At 41.6% G+C, this 19,205-nt stretch carries 19 protein-coding genes; all 19 read right to left on the bottom strand.

The annotated features are described in order from the left end of the window. Positions 1 to 28 precede the first annotated feature (28 nt). Positions 29 to 946 carry a GNAT family N-acetyltransferase gene (locus BLP87_RS08815; protein ID WP_074462370.1) on the bottom strand — a complete coding sequence of 306 codons (918 nt, stop codon included), beginning with the start codon at positions 944 to 946 and terminating at the stop codon, positions 29 to 31. Between the two features lie 257 nt (positions 947 to 1,203). After that, positions 1,204 to 1,467, bottom strand: a complete 264-nt coding sequence (locus BLP87_RS08810; RefSeq protein WP_026513510.1) for an HPr family phosphocarrier protein — start codon at positions 1,465 to 1,467, stop codon at positions 1,204 to 1,206. A gap of 13 nt (positions 1,468 to 1,480) precedes the next feature. Continuing rightward, positions 1,481 to 2,422, bottom strand: coding sequence for a DNA-binding protein WhiA (gene whiA / locus BLP87_RS08805; protein WP_026668420.1), 942 nt, complete (start codon positions 2,420 to 2,422; stop codon positions 1,481 to 1,483). Positions 2,423 to 2,425: 3 nt separating this feature from the next. Beyond that, entirely contained in the window at positions 2,426 to 3,301 is an 876-nt protein-coding gene (rapZ, locus tag BLP87_RS08800) for an RNase adapter RapZ (RefSeq protein ID WP_026656178.1), read from the bottom strand. Further along, positions 3,298 to 4,224 (bottom strand): UDP-N-acetylmuramate dehydrogenase, encoded by a 927-nt coding sequence (murB, locus tag BLP87_RS08795; RefSeq protein WP_074462369.1) that lies wholly within the window; start codon positions 4,222 to 4,224, stop codon positions 3,298 to 3,300. The genes rapZ and murB overlap by 4 nt, the downstream gene beginning before the upstream one ends. A gap of 12 nt (positions 4,225 to 4,236) precedes the next feature. Next, complete coding sequence (locus BLP87_RS08790; RefSeq protein WP_074462368.1) at positions 4,237 to 5,172, bottom strand: ROK family glucokinase; 936 nt, start codon at positions 5,170 to 5,172, stop codon at positions 4,237 to 4,239. A gap of 24 nt (positions 5,173 to 5,196) precedes the next feature. Continuing rightward, on the bottom strand, positions 5,197 to 6,144 hold the full coding sequence (hprK, locus tag BLP87_RS08785) for an HPr(Ser) kinase/phosphatase (RefSeq protein ID WP_074462367.1): 948 nt from the start codon (positions 6,142 to 6,144) through the stop codon (positions 5,197 to 5,199). Positions 6,145 to 6,259: 115 nt separating this feature from the next. Beyond that, complete coding sequence (locus BLP87_RS08780) at positions 6,260 to 6,469, bottom strand: hypothetical protein (RefSeq protein ID WP_026668417.1); 210 nt, start codon at positions 6,467 to 6,469, stop codon at positions 6,260 to 6,262. A 114-nt stretch (positions 6,470 to 6,583) separates the two neighbouring features. After that, positions 6,584 to 6,724, bottom strand: coding sequence for a DUF3990 domain-containing protein (locus BLP87_RS16585; RefSeq protein WP_143002123.1), 141 nt, complete (start codon positions 6,722 to 6,724; stop codon positions 6,584 to 6,586). A gap of 17 nt (positions 6,725 to 6,741) precedes the next feature. Then, positions 6,742 to 6,951 (bottom strand): DUF3791 domain-containing protein, encoded by a 210-nt coding sequence (locus BLP87_RS08770; RefSeq protein WP_026668415.1) that lies wholly within the window; start codon positions 6,949 to 6,951, stop codon positions 6,742 to 6,744. Between the two features lie 177 nt (positions 6,952 to 7,128). Then, positions 7,129 to 8,124, bottom strand: coding sequence for a type I phosphomannose isomerase catalytic subunit (locus BLP87_RS08765; RefSeq protein WP_242871838.1), 996 nt, complete (start codon positions 8,122 to 8,124; stop codon positions 7,129 to 7,131). 38 nt (positions 8,125 to 8,162) lie between these two features. Beyond that, the gene (locus tag BLP87_RS08760) at positions 8,163 to 9,476 is read right to left on the bottom strand and encodes a sugar phosphate nucleotidyltransferase (RefSeq protein WP_074462366.1); all 1,314 of its coding nucleotides are present in this window, start codon (positions 9,474 to 9,476) and stop codon (positions 8,163 to 8,165) included. Positions 9,477 to 9,556: 80 nt separating this feature from the next. Then, positions 9,557 to 11,398 (bottom strand): DUF6044 family protein, encoded by a 1,842-nt coding sequence (locus BLP87_RS08755; RefSeq protein WP_074462365.1) that lies wholly within the window; start codon positions 11,396 to 11,398, stop codon positions 9,557 to 9,559. Between the two features lie 28 nt (positions 11,399 to 11,426). After that, positions 11,427 to 12,446, bottom strand: a complete 1,020-nt coding sequence (locus tag BLP87_RS08750; RefSeq protein WP_074462364.1) for a radical SAM/SPASM domain-containing protein — start codon at positions 12,444 to 12,446, stop codon at positions 11,427 to 11,429. A gap of 27 nt (positions 12,447 to 12,473) precedes the next feature. After that, complete coding sequence (locus BLP87_RS08745; RefSeq protein ID WP_074462363.1) at positions 12,474 to 14,099, bottom strand: hypothetical protein; 1,626 nt, start codon at positions 14,097 to 14,099, stop codon at positions 12,474 to 12,476. Then, positions 14,074 to 15,624, bottom strand: coding sequence for a glycosyltransferase family 39 protein (locus tag BLP87_RS08740; protein WP_074462362.1), 1,551 nt, complete (start codon positions 15,622 to 15,624; stop codon positions 14,074 to 14,076). Before BLP87_RS08740 ends, BLP87_RS08745 begins: the two co-directional genes overlap by 26 nt. Then, positions 15,605 to 16,849, bottom strand: a complete 1,245-nt coding sequence (locus BLP87_RS08735) for a hypothetical protein (RefSeq protein WP_074462361.1) — start codon at positions 16,847 to 16,849, stop codon at positions 15,605 to 15,607. The genes BLP87_RS08740 and BLP87_RS08735 overlap by 20 nt, the downstream gene beginning before the upstream one ends. A 15-nt stretch (positions 16,850 to 16,864) precedes the next feature. Continuing rightward, positions 16,865 to 18,001, bottom strand: coding sequence for a DegT/DnrJ/EryC1/StrS family aminotransferase (locus BLP87_RS08730; protein WP_074462360.1), 1,137 nt, complete (start codon positions 17,999 to 18,001; stop codon positions 16,865 to 16,867). Between the two features lie 254 nt (positions 18,002 to 18,255). After that, positions 18,256 to 19,200 carry a glycosyltransferase family 2 protein gene (locus BLP87_RS08725; protein WP_026655822.1) on the bottom strand — a complete coding sequence of 315 codons (945 nt, stop codon included), beginning with the start codon at positions 19,198 to 19,200 and terminating at the stop codon, positions 18,256 to 18,258. Positions 19,201 to 19,205: the final 5 nt, after the last annotated feature.

Raw genomic sequence — 19,205 nt, 5'->3', positions numbered from 1 at the left:
ATGCCGTCAAAAAAAGCCACAAATAAATTTAAGCACCAAATCTCAGCATCAGCCGCACGTATTCTCCATAGGTGGGTCCGCCGACCGGCTCGATCTTCTCGCCGACATACTCTCTTCCGTATATATCTTCCTCGACAGACACCGTATCCAAAACCTTAAATCCCAGTTTCTTGCACAGATTAATGGAAATCTCATTCTCGGCTTTTACAAGGGTCTGAACCTTATCAAACAAAAGGATATCCCTGCCGTATTCAAGAACCGCCTTGCACGCCTCATAAGCATAGCCCTGCCTCTGAAACTCTTTTCCGACAAGAAATCCAAGTTCAATATCATCAAACCCGTTCCTTACGGAGTAGCCAACTCTTCCGATAACCCTGCTATCCTTGCGCCTTACAAGTGTCCATACGCCAAAACCCATGAGGCCGTACACCTTCTCAATATAATCCTTCTGATATCTCTTTTCATCTTCGGGATTTTCAAAAAGGCCTTCCATATATCTGGTCATCTCGGGATCTTTATATAGCTTATAGAACTCATCCACATCATCAAGCGTCGTTTCCCTCACAAGGAGCCTTGAAGTCGTGAGCACTTCCCAGGGCTCACCCGCGTATCTCTGATAAGCCTTCACGAATGAATCCAAGTCGACTTCGTCAATGTCGGAAAAAATATATTTCACTCCCGGAAATTCTTCGTTCTTATTTAATGGATGCTCCACTCCGACCACGTAGAATCCAAGCTCCGTCGCTTTTACGGTATTTTCTTTCCTGTCGGCAACGACAAGCATTTCTTTATCAGTCTTATTATCTTTGAAAAAATCCTGTGCCCCGAACACCTCCGCTTCGATGCCACATTGATTTATATATTCTCTTGCGGATTCTAAGCTTTCAGTTACCTCACTGCTTTTCAGATTTTTTTCATCTATTACAAACGCAACCTTCTTCAGCACAAACTTTTCCTCCGAGAATAATTATAATACATAAAACGCCCACATTACGATAAATGCGAGCGTTCATAATTTGTTTACAAATCATTAAAAGAATGGTTACTTCAAATCATCTTTTGGACATACCTGCTTGTTATTATAATATTGTCAGATGAGTTGAGACAGACAATACCAATTAAACTTTTTCATAATGTGCCGGGTAAGAGAAGCTTACCCGGCATCCTCCCTTTAAAAAAAGGGCTTTTTTTAATTAATGAGTTTTATTTCTTCTTGTTTCCGTGAAGAAACATCTCCATGTCAGCAACTGCCGACTCTTCATCGCTTCCTTCTGCGATAACTGTTACTTCTTCTCCTGTGTTCAGACTAAGTGTCATCATTCCCATAATGCTCTTTGCATTAACTTTCTTGGACTGAGCCTCGATATGAACAGTACTCTCGTACTTACTTGCGAGCTGAACAAGCTCAGCAACAGGTCTTGCCTCCAGTCCTCTGGGCAACTTAATCTCGATAGATTTTGTCAACATAATAATTCCCTCCTCATCTCAGCTTATCCGCAAGCTCGCTCAGTTTCCTAAGCCGATGATTAACTCCTGACTTACCTACAGGCGGATCAAGATACTTGCCCAATTCAAGAAGCGTCGCATCAGGGTGTTCAAGCCTGACCTCTGCCATCTCCCGCAAGCTCTCCTGCAAGCGATTAAAACCATAAAAGTCTCTGATATATGTAATGTCCTCTATTTGCTTAGTCGCGGCATTAACAGTCTTTGTTATATTGGCGACTTCACAATTGACTCTCCTGTTGATGGAATTTCTCATCTCTTTTACAATCCTGAGATTCTCCAGATTCATAAGACTGATCGGAGCTTCCATTATATTCAGAAGATCAACAATACCGGAGCCTTCCTTCACATATAAAACAAAATATTTCTTTCGTCTGACTATCCTTGCCTCAATATCAAAGCTCTCTATTATCTCCTGCAACCTAAGTGCCTGATTCTCATAGTCACAGACAAATTCCAAATGATATCCCTTGTTGGGATCGCTTATGGAACCGATGCACAAGAAAGAATCGCGAATGAAGGCTCTCTTACAACATGATTTTCCTGTGATAAGCGGGCTCACTCCTTCCTCGAAAGGTCTGAGGTTCCCATCACCGTCAATCACCCTGATTGCCTTAAGACACGATTCAAGAAGTTCCCCTTCTCCCAGTACAGGCCTGTAAACACGCCCATTTACCTTGATATCGGGGGATTCTTCCAAAAAGCTAGTTCCTATATTAAATGCTTTTTTTATTAATGTAAAGAACTTTCTAATTACAGCCTCATTATCCGGCTGCAAATAAAGCATTATCGGCTTACCGTTTTTCAGCTCAATATAGCCCGTGCTGTTAACAATGGCTGCTATCTCCGCAAGCCTGCAATGCCTCGACGCACCTATGCGTTTTGCAAGTTCTTCTTTTACGTCGGATGAAAAAGACATATCTCACCTTGCCTGCTTCACATCTCTGTGTAAGAGCTTGATTCCAAACTTACCGTCTCCGGCTTTCAACCTGTTATACAGTTCGTTGGCGATTGTTACACTTCTGTGCTGGCCACCGGTACATCCGATAGCAACAACAAGCTGATACTTACCTTCTTTGATATATCCGGGAATCAGGAATTCAAGCATATCCGTCAGCTTATCCAGGAACTGCCCGCATTCCGGAAAACTTTTTACATAGTCCTGAACCGGCTTGTCATTTCCCGTCTGATGTTTTAGATCATCTATATAAAAAGGGTTCGGCAGGAACCTAACATCAAACACAAGGTCTGCGTCCGACGGAATTCCATATTTAAAACCAAATGAAAGCACCGTCACCATAAGAGAATTGTACTCTTCGTTTCTTACAAAGATACGGTCAAGTTCTTCGCGGAGTTCTCTTGTGAGGAGCTTGGAAGAATCGATAACATAGTCCGCTCTCTTTTTTACCTCCGTAAGAACCGCTCTCTCTTTGGCAATTCCGTCCTCTATACGATTTCCGATATCATTGACATTCATCGGATGAACACGTCTTGTCTCTTTATATCTCTTTATAAGAACTTCATCGCTTGCGTCCATATAAAGAACTTCAATGGGAAGTCCTCTTTCTTTCAGAGTGTCGATGATTCCCGCAACCTCTTCAAACTTCTGGCCCGCTCTTGCGTCAATTCCAAGTACGACTTTGCTGATCCCGTTATCCGGTACTGCGACAAGCTCAGCAAACTTCTCTATCAGAAATACAGGAAGATTATCAACACAATAAAAACCTGCATCTTCAAGCATATGTATAGCGGTCGATTTACCACCGCCGCTCATTCCCGTAACAACTACGAATCTCATGGTTTTATCCTTTCAAATCTACCAAGCATAATAACTTCGGGCTCCAGCATCACTCCATAGGACTCGTATACCTTCTTCCTTACGTCATCAATTACTTTGTATATATCGGCCGAAGTTGCAGAATCTTTATTTATCACAAATCCGCAATGCTTCTCCGATACACACGCACCGCCCACGGTATAGCCCCTAAGTCCGGCATCCTGGATAAGTTTACCCGCAAAATTTCCTTCAGGTCTCTTAAATGTCGATCCGGCACTGGGATACTCAAGCGGCTGTTTGTCACGTCTTCTCTGTGCAAGATCGGACATCTTTTCTATAATTGCTTCCTTCTGTCCCTTAGTAAGTTCAATAAGCACGGACAGAACGATATATTTTTTTCCTTTAATAAAACTGGTCCTGTAACCAAATTCCATGTCGTCGCATGAAAGCGTCACAAGCTCACCTTCAGGTGATATGACCTTGACTTCCTTTACGACCTGCTTCATCTCGCCGTCATAGGCACCTGCGTTCATAACCATCGCACCGCCGATAGTTCCGGGGATTCCTGCAGCGAACTCAAAACCTGTAAGTTCCCTGTCTCTGGCAAAAGAAGCTATGGCTGAATTAAGCGCTCCGGCCTCCGCCCTGATACTCGTGTCACTTTCTGCCGATACATCCGTAAAGTTCTTGAGCGAAACGACAGCTCCGTCATATCCGTCATCTGATACAAGAAGATTGCTTCCGTTTCCGAGAACAAAATAGTCTGCACCTTCAGCTCTGAGGCGCTTAAGAACCTCAAGAAGCTGCTCCGTATCTTTTGGGCTTATAAATAAGCTCGCAGGCCCACCTGTTCTAAACGTAGTGTGCCTGCTCATGTTTTCATTCAATATAATATTTTCTTCCGAGACAATTTCTCTCAGAGCATTTATCAAATCGTTATTCAAAAAAATCTCCTTTTAGTACAGAAGCATTCTTGCTGCGCCGAAGACTCCCGCATCATTTCCAAGCTTCGCAAGAGCAAACTGCGCTGTGCTGCAACCTGAAAATACATACTTTTTAAATGAAGGCATCAAGAGGTCAAAAAGCATTTCTCCCGCTTTTGAGACTCCGCCGCCGATGACTATGATCTCAGGATTTACGACAGTTGAAGCGATTGCAATTCCTTTTCCGAGATAATAACCGTATTTCTCTGCGCATTTAACGGCAACTTTGTCACCTTTCTTTGCAGCATCGAACACGTCCTTGCACTCAAAATCTTTGCCGCGAAGAACGCTGTCTTCGGTTGTCTCTGCAAGAATTCTCCTGGATACTCTCACCGCGCCCGTAGCGCTTGCGTACTGCTCAAAACAACCGTTATTGCCGCATCCGCATGCTTCAGGTTCATCATCAACAAGATGGATATGTCCGATCTCTCCGCCCGAGCCTGTGGCTCCCGTAAGGATCTTGCCTTCATTTATAATTCCACCGCCTACGCCTGTTCCGAGGGTAACAAGGAGCATGTTCTGATGTCCCTGTCCGCCGCCTCTCCACTGCTCACCGAGTGCCGCAACGTTGGCGTCATTTCCTGCTTTTACCTTAAATCCCGTGAGTGATTCGAGCTCTTTTACCACGTTGAGCTTGGACCAGCCAAGGTTTACCGCCTGAAGACACATGCCATCTGCGTCTACGGCACCGGGGACGCCAAGTCCTATTCCGATAATATCCTCAGATGCAATATTTTTCTCAGCAATCTTAGCCTTAACCGACTCTGCAACATCACTTAAAATGCTGCTTCCGTTGTTCTCTTTTCTTGTAGGTATCTCCCAAAGCTCGACTTTCTCACCTTCTTCTGTGAGAAGTCCGATCTTAGCCGTTGTTCCTCCGATATCTACGCCAAATACATATTTTCCCATTACCTCTATAAGTCTCCTTCTATATTATTCGTCGTCATCATCTTCCGAGCGTCTTCTTGCGAGTGAATTCTGAACCCTGTTGTAGAGCTCCTGCGCTGCATTGTAACCCATCTGTTTCTGTCTGTGGTTAACTGCTGCCGATTCACAGATTACCGCAAGATTTCGTCCGGGTCTGATAGGAATCCTGTGACAAACTATCTTGTTTCCAAGATACTCAGTGTACTCTTCCTCAAGTCCAAATCTGTCATACTCTCTGTCTTTGTCCCACTCTTCGAGTTTAATAACAAGATCGATCGTCTGTGTCTCTCTTACACTTGATACACCGTAAAGTGTCTTAACATCTATGATTCCGACACCTCTCATCTCAATGAAATGTCTTGTAATATCGGGCGATGTTCCGATAAGAGTCTCCTCACTTACACGTCTAAGCTCAACCGCGTCATCCGACACAAGACGATGTCCTCTTTTTATAAGCTCGATCGCAGTCTCCGATTTACCGATTCCGCTCTCACCCGTTATAAGAACACCTACGCCGTAAACATCGACAAGTACGCCGTGAATTGAGATGCATGGAGCAAGTTTTACATTAAGCCACCTGATGATCTCTGCCATGAAAACAGAGGTGGACTTCTTGGTCATGAGAACCGGTACTTTCTCCTCAACCGCGATTTTCAAAAAGATAGGATCGGGAGCCAGGTCTCTGCAGAAAACAACTCCCGGTATATCAAAGGAAAGCAGTTCTCTGTACATTTTCTCTTTTTCCTTATCAGAAAAAGATTCCATATATGTATATTCTACGAAACCTATAACCTGTAGTCTGGTTGCCTCGAAGTGTTCATAATACCCTGCAAGCTGCAACGCCGGCCTGTTAATATCAGGCTGAATAATGCGGATCTTCTTGATATCAAGCTCCGGTGTAAGATTTGTGAGCTTCATTTTATCAATAATTGTTTTAAGACTTACGCTTGCCATCAATGCCTCCCCAACATAAGTATTTTCAGTTAATTACTAGGAAAAATGATACCATAGATGGGGGAAATTTTAAAGCTACCAGACACTAATGCCTGATAGCCATCCTATGTTTTCTTTATTTCTCATATCTTCTGTAATAATCAAGGAAATAATCCGGTCCCTCCATCCATAAACCGGATTCAAAATTGTAAAGACATTTACATGCGTTTGAATTTAAAAGTCTGTTTCTGGACTCCTCAATTGAGATATTATCTTCAGCAGCCATATCTTCAATAGCATCTGTAAGTATCATATCAGCGCAGATATTCATCTTATCAAATGACATATTTCCTTACCTCCTGATATTCCAAACATCCAATCGCCTTTTTCGTAATGAAACAAAATTGGTCAACCAGATGATCTGGTAACAGCTGCTCAATAGCGATATTAACTGCCTTTTCTATATTGATGACCGAATAAAATTTCTGGCCTGATTAAGATCACTTGTCAGGTAAAAACCTCTTCCAAAATCTTTTCCTTTTACACATCGTTCCAAGTCAATCTTTTCTACCGGAGTATAACTTCCGTGAAATAGAAGCATTCCATCTTTTAATTTCACTAAATGGCTCCTTTCCTTTTTAAAATTCTGCTTATATCATTTAAATTATACTCGTCACCATTAATATGAAACATATCATAACACTCTTCTATATATTGCCATATTTCATACTTTGAAAAGATATCATTTGCAGTTGCGCGATTCATTTTATATTTCCGGCAAAATTCACCCAATAATCTAATTTCCATAAAAATAATTTCATTAATCATAAAATTATCCCCCCTTCACTGCACTATGTTCATGGTTATCTAACATAACCATTGTATCAAATCGCAAGTGTTATGGCTAATCTAAACCAATTTCAAGCTTTGGCGTTTGCCTTTCCTAATATACATCATTTTTCCAAAATCCCATTTTTACCGGTGTTGACCCAATAAAACTAAATCTCAGCACCTGACATCCAATAGTTCCATAACTCCATTAAGCACAAGCTCTGCAGAATTGGCAGGTACAAAAATACAATCACCTTTGTAGACATTTATGTATTCTTTTCTGCCGTCATTGGAACAATAACTGATATTCCCGCATCCGTCATAGCACAAGAGAACCCTGAAAGAAAGCTCATCGGAGCTGTATGTAACCTTCTGCCTTCTTTCAGTATTTATCAGCATCCTGTATACTTCAAAATACTTACATCTGCTGAGAAGCTCATTCGCAACACCCGGGCTATACTTAAGCACCCTCATTGCCTGCCTCGGTTCACCTATGTTATTTAAATTTGAAACTTCAAGTGCCTTATCCACATGAAGCTCACGCTTTTTACCCGTCTTATCCACACGGTCGTAATCGTACAGCCTGTAAGTGAGATTGCTGTTTTCCTGTATTTCAGCTATAAGCGCCCCCGCACCTATGGCATGTATCGTTCCCGCTTCGATAAAGAAAACGTCATTCTTCTTAATGGGATAATATCTAAGATGCCTCTCAAGCTCTCCTTTTTCTATGGCATCTCTGATGGCTTCTTTACTGCAATCATATTTTAGGCCGTAAATCAGCCTGGAATCCTTGATGGCATCAAGAACATACCACATCTCCGTCTTACCAAGCTGACCGTTTTCGTACTCTCTTGCATATTCATCACTTGGATGTACCTGCACAGACAGATTCGCCTTCGCATCAATGAACTTTATGAGTATAGGAAGCTCTCCGAGTTCCTCGCAATGCTTTCCCAGAAATTCGGAATGCTCTTTTAAAACGTCGATAAGGAGTCTTCCGTCAAACTTACCGCCCGCAACAACACTCGGTCCGTCGGGATGCGTACTGCATTCCCATGTTTCCGCCAAGGGATCCATATCTATATTTTTACCGAAATCATCGTTAAGCCTCTGACCGCCCCAAAGATAATCCTTCGCGGCAGGCTTTAACATAAAAGGAAAATTCTTCAATGTGTCATCTCTCATCTTTTTTGACATCTATATCATATTTATTCAAGGTTATATTTTTGTTTATCCTCTACGGTAATATCTTTTCCAAGCTGTACCTCAATAAGCTTAAGCTCAGTCTCTGCAAAAACCGTATGTCTGCATCCTGCACTCATGGTAATAACGTCTCCGGCCTTGATATTCTGCTCCATTCCGTCAACCACAGTTCTGCCCTTACCGGAGAGAACAACCCATACTTCATCTCTGTTCTTATGGCTGTGATAGTTCATGGAATGACCCGGATTAAGAACAACTTTTATTGTCATCGACTCAGATTCAACATCCATTACCTGATATTTGCCCCATGACTTCTCGGCAAACATAACCTGCTGATCAAATTCCTCAACATAGGGCTTGATGTAACTTGACTGTTCCTTGTCAGAAACAAGTATTCCGTCCGGAGATGCCGATACCACAACATCCTTAAGTCCCATGCAAAGTATAGGAACATCAAGATCGTTTAATACATGCACATTCTCACACTTATCGTTAAGAACAGCATTTCCGACAATATTCTCATGCATAGCCTCTGTCAGAGTATTCCAGCTTCCAAGATCCTTCCAGCTTCCCGCATACTTCATCATTCCTATGCTATTCTCTTTTTCAACAACAGCATAGTCAAAGCTAATCTTATTACTGTTATCATATCTGTCAAAAAAGTCCTGATAATCCTTAAAGTCAATAAGCTCATGCGCCTTGTTAAGCACATATCCAAGTTTAAATGCAAAAACTCCGCCGTTCCAAAGAGCACCTTTTTCAATATACTCCTTAGCCGTAGCAGCATCAGGCTTTTCCTTAAATTCAAGAACCTCGCTGACATCAGCGGCTTCCTTGGGAATAATATATCCGTACTTCTCACTTGGATATGTCGGCTCTATTCCCATAAGATTAAGGTTGTAATCTCCCTTTGCCGCCATATCTGACAGGTCTGAAAGAGCCTTAAAATATGTGTTATCGACATACGGATCTACAGGGCACACTACAACAGGCTCATCGTCACCAACGCCCTTCACATCATGAAGGAAACTGCACGCGAGCGCGATTGCAGGAAAAGTGTCTCTTCTGCAAGGCTCAATTGAAAGATCCACCGCCTCACCCAGCTGATTGTTGATAGCTGACGCCTGACTCTTAGATGTAGCTATGGTGACATTGGCATCACCGTCCACTTCCCTGATTCCTCTATACATACGCTGAAGCATGGATTCATACTCGCCATCTTCAGTCTTAAATATTCTGATAAACTGCTTACTTCTGATGTCGTTGGACAAAGGCCAAAGACGTTTTCCGGATCCACCGGATAATAAAACTATGTTCATGATTTAAACCTCTTTTTTCAAAATAATTACGTGTATTTCTGTATCATACCACTTTTCCACTATCCGGGAAAATGCTTCTCTCATTCTAATCCGTAAACATAGATATTATAAGGAGAACCGTGCCCGCTGTACTCACCGACCTGAAAAAGACCTTCTTCATGCGCATTGGATATATCAATTCGAGAAAAGAGATATTTACATCCAAGCTTCTTAAGCTCACCCGCATCAATATAAATATTGTTGTCGGTAACACCGTACATGCTCTTCGTCGCCATTACTATCGTCGCATCCGTCCCCGAATAAAGATAACACCTTGCTCCCCAATCATCGAAATAGGCTGCCGAACCGGGATTTTTGGAAAGTGCCGGCGCAATTACTTTTCTAAATTCTTCTTTATAGCTCTGAGGATAAAATCCAAGATATCCGTCAAGCGTTGCAATCCCGTTATATTCAAGGATTGCCGGATGCATTCCGTATGCAACGCTCCACTCACCCTCCTTATAGCCGATAGCTCTTTTAACATCAGCAAAGAGTTCCTCCGAATAGAAGTCTCTGTAATTAAGATCGTCAAGCTTATTCCTTAGGACATTTTCTTTGACTACATGATAGAGCGTATTCCTTAAGTCATTGTACCTTGTCGGTGTCAAGATAACGAACACCACCGAAACCGCGATAACAGCATATGCCAAGACACTCTTAAGAATCCCCTTCTTGCACATTCTGTACGCAATAATAAAAAGCATTGCACACCATATGAACGGGCTGAAAAAAACCGTCCTGTTAAACTGAAACCCTTTTAACGGCGGAACGATCACCGCAAAAACATCATTAACTTCCCTGATAAAATATATACCGTAAACAACCGCGTTAAATAGAAGGATCAACGCGCAGAGATTATACACATCAGTAAAGATTCCCCTGAAATTCTTTTTATAAACATATCCGGCGTTTAAAATGACCAGATACAGGAGACATACCGGCATCACGAAAAATTTGTGGCAATCCTCCGCATGCATCATTCCGTTTACAAACACGTCGAGAATAAGCGCAGGCAGTTCAGCTACCGTAACATAGCTTTGTGCCATCGTATCCCTGATCGTTGTAACATCGGAAAAGAGCATAATTCCAAACAGTCTGTATTCAAAGGCAACAAACCCGAGTGAAAGTGCCGCAAGTGCCGCGACAAGCCCAATGCTCGGTCTTTTATCCCTTATCCACAACCATATGATTCCTATAAAAAGATATCCCAAAATAAAGAAACCAAAATATGAAAAATAAGACAAAAACGGATAACAGAAAATAAGCACGATATACCCTGCCATCTTCCTTATTCTCTTGGTATCGTCGCTTTTATCTGTCAAATATACTCTTCTGAGAAGATAGATTATAAGCGGAATCGAGGCAAAAGAAATCCCAAATGCCGGAAAGAGGTTCAAGACTCCGTACAAAAATCCCACTCCCACAGACAGATTAAGTTCCGGCACATATTCTTCCTTCAGGCAAAATCTTGCACGCTCAAAAAAAGAAGCATTTACACAACATTCTTTGACATCACTTTTTTTACCCGAAAGAATCGTGCAATCCGCAAACAAAAGCACACAGGAAAAAATCGCAATAACAATCTTTAAAACATATCCAATTATATAGGCTGTAAACGGTGAAAATATCATATACAGAACTGTATACAAAGAAGCCTCACCCGGAAGCACATCCCTAGACACACCACCAAGAAAAGGAGCACTGACTCCGTGCGAAAAAAAAGTGCCGGTGTTTCTCAGCATAGCAAATTGAGCAATAAAGAGGTCCATGTTGTCATGAACCCCTATATAGCTATTCTCACCAATGGCACAATAAAAAACTGAAACACTCAGAATAAACAAAAGAACTGCAAATATAACAAAACGACTTTTCAAGAGTTTCATTTTGTCAACTTCCCCTCAACGCCGACGATTATTTGATGTTGTCATCCTCGTTATTCTTATTACCAATCTTCATTCTCTCATGACCACCAAGCTTATTTGCAGCGTCCTGATCACCTCTTAAAATTGCATTGACAATCTGCATACGGAAGCCCGCATCGATAAAGTCACAATGCTTACAGAAAGGATAGTTCTGTCTTCCCTCTGCAATATTTTTCCTTACCGCCTGGAACTGAGGACTTCCCCACGCTTCCTTAAGGCTCATCTTGGTAAGATCGCCAAAATCCGTAGTCTCAAAATTATCACAGCAGCAAAGTCCCATCTTGCCGTTAGGCATGATCCACATATCCGTGAAAGGAAGAAGACAGGTCTCTTTAATAACCTTCTCCGTCGCCTTCTTATTCGGCGCACTTCCTGCCCTGTTTGTAAGAACTTCCTGAAGATATCTCATCTGAATCTGGATATCGAGATCCTTAAATTCATCGGGATGGGCTTTTACATAATCATAAAGTTCCTGAATATTCTTATGAAGCTTCATCTCCATCGAATAGTTGTTGATGATAAGCTGATTGATATAAGGAGCAACCTCTTTTACCTTATCAATGGTAAGAATAAGTCCGTTTGTAGACATGAAAATAAAGCTGTCCGGAAGTTTTTCCCTCGCATATTTATGCCTCTCAACAATCTTGGTATCAAGAAGAGGCTCGTTATTTCCGTACAGTGTAAGATGTCCCTTGTATCCCCAGTCTGCAAGCTGGTCGATGATATTCTTATAAAGATCGTCGTCAATCTTTGCAAGCGGCCTGCACTCGGCATGAACATTGGCTGTACAGAATGCACAGGTTGAATTGCATCTGTTTATTGTCTCAATATTTACCACATTCGGCATGGGAACTTCCTTTGAATTAAGGAAGTAATCACAATATGCCTTCTGGGATTTACTTCTGGTAAAAAATTGCAATTTAAGGTATGCGTCACTTGCAAGCATCGGAAAATGCTTTCTCGCAAACCATCCAAATTTTCCCATAAAACTGTTTACTCTTATAGGCATCAAAAAATCTCCTTACTACTCAGCCGATCACTCAGCCTTTTTCTGATACAGATAGTATGTAGCCGTCTGATCCGGATCCCATGGATCGATAAAATCCTCCTGCATTACAAGGTCGTAATCAGCGACACCCTCTGCAGGCCTGTTGACAGATATCACAAAATCAACAATCTTTTCATGTGTGAATCTCTTTTGTTCCTCAAGAACCTTCTGCATATGCTCTTCATTTACAGTCTGTGTCTGAAAATAATAGCATACCGGCAATGTATCCGTCACAGTATATAGCCCCGCATCAAAGCCGTTCTCATTTATGATCTTCGGATTCTCTATTCCGCTCGAAAGCACATAATCACGGAAATGATAGAGCCAAAGATCGTTCTTCGCAATTTTCATATACGGAACATTCGGCGAGATATTGTAAGCCATAATTCCCGCAACAAGCAGTACCGCAAGCATAACCGCCCCCGCCTGCCTCGTAAGTTCGTCTTCAAAACCACTTCGTCTTAACTTAAGATACAAACCTTCGATCAAATATCCTATGGCTACAAATCCGAACACCACAAAACCATTTATAGGGAACGGGTAATATGTTATGCTGACTCCTCCGATGAAAATGATCAGAATAAGGAATCCCAAAAGCATGGCTATATTGACATATTCCACAACTTTAAGCGGAATTACAACTATATCTCTTTTTACGATCTTGTATTTATCTTCCGGAATAAAAGAAAATACAAGAGCCAAAGTAAAGTATAGCGCACCTATAAAAATAGTCAAATATACCAATTTATTATCGTAAATATGATCCGTCATCTTATCGTAAATAACGGCCATTCTCTCAGCAAAAGACAGCTTTTTCGAGTATCCGAAAACATTCTCGTAGATGTATACGCGTCCCCAATCGACGATTGCATTATTCAGTCCGAAATATACAAGTCCCGGTATAAATGTCACCGCCATTCCGCCAAGAAAAACAAAGCAGCTCACAAAAGCTTTTTTTACAGCCTTTGCTCCGATGATGTCCGCAAAAAACACCATCGCCATCCATGCAAAGAAAAATCCCAACGAATTGAACTTGATGTGGAAAACAAATCCCGCAAGTATTCCACCCGCAAGTACTCTTTTGTATCTCATAGGTTCAGGATAGTTTTCCTTAAAGTGCTTCACGGAAATATACATTCCCCACATGATAAAAGGGAAAAGAAATTCCTCCGCACTTCCGCCCCAGTAAAAGCACCTTGACGTATAAACCGTCATTCCGAAAAGAGGCGTAAGAATATACGGCATAGAAACCGATCTTAAGTACACCTGCATAATCCTAAGTGCCGCCAAAAGAGCCATCGTACATGCCAATATCTCAATTATATACACCCCAAGAAACGTTGTTCTTGAGATAAGAGAAGCCAACATGTAAATACTGTACTGGAAGATTCCCTTCTGATCGAAAAGATCCCTGTAAGGCACCATTCCGCTAAGCATACTCTTTCCGACGGTAAAATAGCTGTTGGAATCATCCCATATATTAAAGGCATACAGGAAAGACGATCTTGAGCATATCGTCATTATCACCGCACCTGTAATAAGGCACCAGATAAATGCAAACAGCCCGTCTCTCCTCTCATCCGGAGTATCATATTTTTTTGAGTTTATGTTCATGAATAAGTCCAAGTAGCACCTTTAATCCGCACGCAGCAAAAGGAAGCTGATAAATGTAATATCTCATTGCATAGCGCGAGGACCCTTCCCAAAATTCGTGAAATACCATTCCACCAAAAATCAACAGTAACATCAGCATCTCGTAGTCCGAAACATGCCTTTTCCTCAGAACTCCCGCAAGATATACCACTACGCCCAAATAACAGAGCGTCATAAAAACATTCATGATCCATGCCAAAACCGTACTTCCGACGCCAAATACAATACTATTTCCCAAAGCCGATATTTCATGATGCCTGCTCACATAATCAAGATTTTGCGTTGATATACAAACAGGATCGGCCCACTGGGTTATATATTTCCTTGTAAAAAATCTTGCGGCATAAAAAGGATGGTGTGCAAAAAGATCCAACCTCTCCCCGATCTTCGCTGTAGCCGCTTTTTTCGTAAGTTCCGTATCATAATCGTTTTCAGAAAAAACGCGATAATTATATCCGTTGTACCAACCGGGTTCCAAGCCGCCGTCTTCCTGAAGGCCCATTGCTATATGCGCCGCGGAAGGATTGCCTTTTGGTATTTCTTCAAGTCCCGTAACTTTCATGTAATGGCTGTTTATGTATGCCTTTTGTCCGAACACAAAAATCAGCATACATATCGCGATGACCACTCTGTTTTTAAACTTTACTTTTGCATCATCGCTTTTTGAACCGATACCATTAATAAACAGTATCATTATAAGTGCAATTACAGCAATTTCACAATTGGTTTTGAGCATGACACCAATGGCAATCGATAGCCCCGATCCGAGTCCGTACCTCTGCTCTCCCGTCTTCATATATCTGATCATCAGATACAGCGCCAAAGTCTGCGGCCCCATGCTGAGAATATCTCCGTAAATATAAGTCACATAATTGTAAAAAAACAATGCTCCCATGGATAAAAACGACATAATACCGCATATCTCCGCATCTTCAAAACACTCCATGCAGATCTTATCCAGAAAATACATTGTAAAAAGAATTGATATAAGCTGTGCAAGATTCCACGCCAGATAATTTCCCGAGCCAAAAACCTTTGTCATAAACTCGCCGAAAAACACATATCCTAGCTGAAAAGGCCAGGTATAAAGATAACCGCCCTTTTCCGTAAGCTGAGAATAATCACCTCTCACAAAGCTGTTTATGTGAGCATCCAGAAGGCCGGAATCATTGACCGGCAGCGGCTTTATCGAAAATATCAGCGTAAGGCAATACAAAATACAAAACAAAAGCCCGATTGCCATAAGCTTTTTGTTTTTTGTAAAAATCTCTTTTTTCTTAAAAATATAAAAGACAAGCAGACTCAGCCCGACAGATATAACAAGAAGCGGGATATTCTCTGCTTTAAAGTACAGCTTGTCATTCTCCTGATGCATCTTGTAATAGATTGTTGTAAAAATACTGCATCCAAGAATCAGCACCGCACCGATAAGAAGGCATGCACAAATTGCCATATTAAAGGCTTTTTTAAGCTTCACTTCTCTCATTACCTCCATTTAAAAGACCGATGATATCAGCGGTAACAAATAAATATGAAGCAACGTAAAACACCGAAATATAGGAAATATCTATTATTTTTGCCCCAAACAATGTAATACCGTAAACTATCAATGAGCATATATTTGCAACTACCATAAAAGGCATTATCTTCTTTCTCACCATTATCGCAAAGGGAGTAAGAAGTATAAGCATCGCATAATCATATCTCTCATGCATTCCGGGAAGAAGGATAACGCAAGTCCAGGATGTCCATATTGCAAGATAAAGAACGAGATTTCTGTCTATCCTTTCCCTGAATCTGTAACAAAAAACAGCGATAACAACAAGCACTGCCGCAAGAACCATTACAGCAGCCGTTGATAGAAGCTTGTAGTGATCGTCGAACCCCCAGTTATAAATATTAGGAAAAAAAGATACCATTCCGTATCCTTCAGAATCAAGTTCACCCGTCTGCTCAAGGTATGCAAAATATGTCGCCCTAAGCCCATGCTTTGCAAGAACTTCCGGAAGTCCCGCAATAAGATAAACAACGGGAATCCACAAAAACTCAAGGATACTGAAGGCCGACCTTTCAGAAAGTTCTTTTTCCTCATCGGCAGGACCGTTAAATCCGCCTGTAATGTAGATTATCAGGTAAAGAGGAAGGAAAAGTATCGACTGAAGCTTAAATGCAAAAGCAACAGAATACCAGACAATCGAAGCCCTGTATTGCTGCTTTAAAAGCTTATATATCGAGATCACCAAAAAGCATGTGTATACCGCATCAACCTGCTTCCAGAGCGCTCCGTCAAAAATAACGAAGGGCAGGTAGAGCGTCATGACACCGATAAAAACAGAGCAGCGCTTTTTTCCCGTAAGAAGATAAAAAATCTTGTAGATAAAAAACGCCGATATGAGTTCACATATTCCGGGAACGATGGAGAGCGGCACCCATGCCTCGCAAGGAAAAAGCGAAGACAATGCGTAGATCACATTAAACGGAACATAGTAATCTCCGGGAGCGTTTGAAAGGCCCTTGATAATTCCGTTTTGTCTGTAAAACTCAACCCATTCCCTGTAATAAAAATCATAATCCGGAGAAAGCTCTGTATTGGGCGCAAGTTTAAACCTTATAAATACAGAAATAAGAATAAGCAATCCGACAGCTATCTCGAATAAATACTTATCTATAAGGTTTCTTATGAATTTGTCCAATGCAAGTTCTTTCTTCATGTATTTCATACTCCGTCATTTAAAGGAATTTACGCAGGCGATGACTCTATCCTGCTCGTCTTTGGTAAGTCCCGTATACATCGGAAGCGATATTACTTCATTTGCAAAACGCTCGGTAATCGGGAGACTTCCGGCGGGCACACTAAGGTACTCGTAAGCCTGTGCCATATGAGGCGGAATCGGATAATGTATCAAAGTCATTATGCCGTTATCCTCAAGATACTGCCTTAATCTGTCGCGCTCCGAAGATGCTTCTTTACCGTTTTCTCCGGCACCTTCCGTCGGAACTCTAAGTACAAACTGATGCCACACGCAGGTTGCATTATCTGAAACAGACGGCTTTATCACCTTGGGATTGTCGATTCCCGCAGTGTAGTAGTTCGCAAGTTCTTCTCTCTCTTTTGTTATCTCGTCCATATGAGTAAGCTTAACTCTAAGGAGCCCTGCCTGAAGCTCATCAAGTCTTGAATTCGCACCGACTACCATGTTATAGTAGCGCTTTTCACTACCGTAATTTCTGTATATCTTAACAAGTCTCGCAAGTTCCGGATCGTCAGTTGTTATCGCGCCTGCATCTCCGTAAGCTCCCATATTTTTGGACGGGTAAAAAGAAAAGCATCCGATGTCACCAAAAGATCCCGTCATCTTGCCGTTATATTTTGCTCCGTGAGACTGTGCACAGTCTTCAACAAGCTTTAAGTTGTGTTTCTTGCAGATAGCACAGATCTTGTCCATGTTTGCGGCATGACCGTAGAGATGAACAACAAGAATAGCCTTAGTCTTGTCCGTTATCTTCTCTTCAATCTTATCTGCATCGATCTGATAATATTCATCCGGCTCAACAAACACGGGCGTAGCGTCATTTATTGTTATTCCCATTACACTTGCTATGTACGTATTGCCCTGAACGATGACTTCATCGCCCTTTCCTATTCCCAGAACTCTGAAAGCAAGCCAGAGAGCGTCAAGTCCGTTTGCAACTCCGACAGAATGCTTTGTTCCAACGTATGAAGCAAACTCTTCCTCGAACTTCTCAACTTCTTTTCCAAGTATGTACCATCCCGAGCGAAGAACCTCGAGAGCCTTCTCTTCATACTCTTTCTGATATCTGAAATAGCCGCGGTCCATACGGCCCTGCATTATCTTTTCCATACGTTGGTGGTGCCTTTCTGTTACTGAGTTCCAATGTTGAAACCATATCTATGTAAATGTTTCCTCGTTGTGATTTCCATAGATTCATATCAGAAAAAAAGTCTCATTTCATGGTCATTCAAAGCATTCGACTTTTTTTCTGATATTTCATCTTGGGAATCATCAACTCGTGCAAATATTTACATAGATATGGTTTCAACATATTCACTTAGTAACTACATTCCATTTGTTCTTAATTTTTTCATGCGCAAAAATCACTTCTCACCCTTATCGTCTTGTGAGCGGTGTACTTCGTCGATGATGAACGGAGGGCGTTTACGTGATTCCTCAAGTGTACGCCAGATGTATTCACCAAGCATTGAGAGCATGATAAAAATAAGTCCGAATCCGAAAAGGACAACGCTCATAAGAGATGCGTATCCAAGTATCGGGGTTCCTGTTGTAAGCTTTTCTTTTATGGTAAGTATGATACCTATCAACGATAACAACGCAAATACAAATCCTACCGTCGCCATGCATCTTATCGGGAAGTAGGAGAAGCTCATCATTGAATCGACAACGAGCTTTATCTTCTTTCCGAGTGTCCAGCGTGATTTGCCGACTTCTCTGTCTTTTCTGTGGAAATAGATTTTCTCTGTCTTAAAGCCAACCCACATAACCTGAAGTGTAAGAGATGAATTTTTTTCATCCATCATCTCAAGCACTTTTATTACCTGTCTGTCTACGAGATAGCAGTCGCATCCGCCCTGAGGCATGTCTTTGTTGATAGTCTTTCTTACAAGCCAATAATAGCAGCCTGCAAAAAACTTCTTAACGGCATTTTCATCCCTTGAGCCTCTGATAGCCAGAACTACCTTATTGCCGCGTTTCCAGCTCTCGTACATCTCAAGGATAAGCGTTGAATCTTCCTGAAGATCGGCCTGCTTGGTAACGGCACAGTCACCGGTACATACGGAAAGTCCCGCAAGAAGCGCCGCATGCTCACCAAAGTTCCTTGAAAGCTTTGTCGCAACAACATTTTTGTCCATAGCGGCAATCTTGTTGATGATTTCCCAGGAATTGTCTCCCGATCCGTCGTCAACAAAAACTATCTCATATTCCTCAAGCTTACCGAGAACTTTTTCTTTGAGATCGTCATATAAAAGCTCCAGTGTATCCGAGTTGTAATAAACCGGAATAACAATAGAAAGTTTACTCATAATAT

It is taken from the genome of Butyrivibrio hungatei (genome assembly GCF_900101605.1).
Classification (GTDB): domain Bacteria; phylum Bacillota; class Clostridia; order Lachnospirales; family Lachnospiraceae; genus Butyrivibrio; species Butyrivibrio hungatei_B.
Note: the sequence above shows the minus strand (reverse complement) of the source record. Positions and strands in the feature narration are given on the sequence as shown.

What these genes read in the sequence shown, in the direction of transcription:
- BLP87_RS08750 (WP_074462364.1), bottom strand. Translation starts at nt 12,446, where the DNA reads ATGCCTATAAGAGTAAACAGTTTTATGGGAAAATTTGGATGGTTTGCG.
- hprK (WP_074462367.1), bottom strand. Translation starts at nt 6,144, where the DNA reads ATGGCAAGCGTAAGTCTTAAAACAATTATTGATAAAATGAAGCTCACA.
- BLP87_RS08780 (WP_026668417.1), bottom strand. Translation starts at nt 6,469, where the DNA reads ATGTCATTTGATAAGATGAATATCTGCGCTGATATGATACTTACAGAT.
- BLP87_RS08810 (WP_026513510.1), bottom strand. Translation starts at nt 1,467, where the DNA reads ATGTTGACAAAATCTATCGAGATTAAGTTGCCCAGAGGACTGGAGGCA.
- BLP87_RS08730 (WP_074462360.1), bottom strand. Translation starts at nt 18,001, where the DNA reads ATGGAAAAGATAATGCAGGGCCGTATGGACCGCGGCTATTTCAGATAT.
- whiA (WP_026668420.1), bottom strand. Translation starts at nt 2,422, where the DNA reads ATGTCTTTTTCATCCGACGTAAAAGAAGAACTTGCAAAACGCATAGGT.
- rapZ (WP_026656178.1), bottom strand. Translation starts at nt 3,301, where the DNA reads ATGAGATTCGTAGTTGTTACGGGAATGAGCGGCGGTGGTAAATCGACC.
- BLP87_RS08760 (WP_074462366.1), bottom strand. Translation starts at nt 9,476, where the DNA reads ATGAACATAGTTTTATTATCCGGTGGATCCGGAAAACGTCTTTGGCCT.
- BLP87_RS08740 (WP_074462362.1), bottom strand. Translation starts at nt 15,624, where the DNA reads ATGAGAGAAGTGAAGCTTAAAAAAGCCTTTAATATGGCAATTTGTGCA.
- BLP87_RS08745 (WP_074462363.1), bottom strand. Translation starts at nt 14,099, where the DNA reads ATGAACATAAACTCAAAAAAATATGATACTCCGGATGAGAGGAGAGAC.
- BLP87_RS08735 (WP_074462361.1), bottom strand. Translation starts at nt 16,849, where the DNA reads ATGAAGAAAGAACTTGCATTGGACAAATTCATAAGAAACCTTATAGAT.
- BLP87_RS16585 (WP_143002123.1), bottom strand. Translation starts at nt 6,724, where the DNA reads ATGCTTCTATTTCACGGAAGTTATACTCCGGTAGAAAAGATTGACTTG.
- BLP87_RS08755 (WP_074462365.1), bottom strand. Translation starts at nt 11,398, where the DNA reads ATGAAACTCTTGAAAAGTCGTTTTGTTATATTTGCAGTTCTTTTGTTT.
- BLP87_RS08770 (WP_026668415.1), bottom strand. Translation starts at nt 6,951, where the DNA reads ATGATTAATGAAATTATTTTTATGGAAATTAGATTATTGGGTGAATTT.
- BLP87_RS08725 (WP_026655822.1), bottom strand. Translation starts at nt 19,200, where the DNA reads ATGAGTAAACTTTCTATTGTTATTCCGGTTTATTACAACTCGGATACA.
- BLP87_RS08790 (WP_074462368.1), bottom strand. Translation starts at nt 5,172, where the DNA reads ATGGGAAAATATGTATTTGGCGTAGATATCGGAGGAACAACGGCTAAG.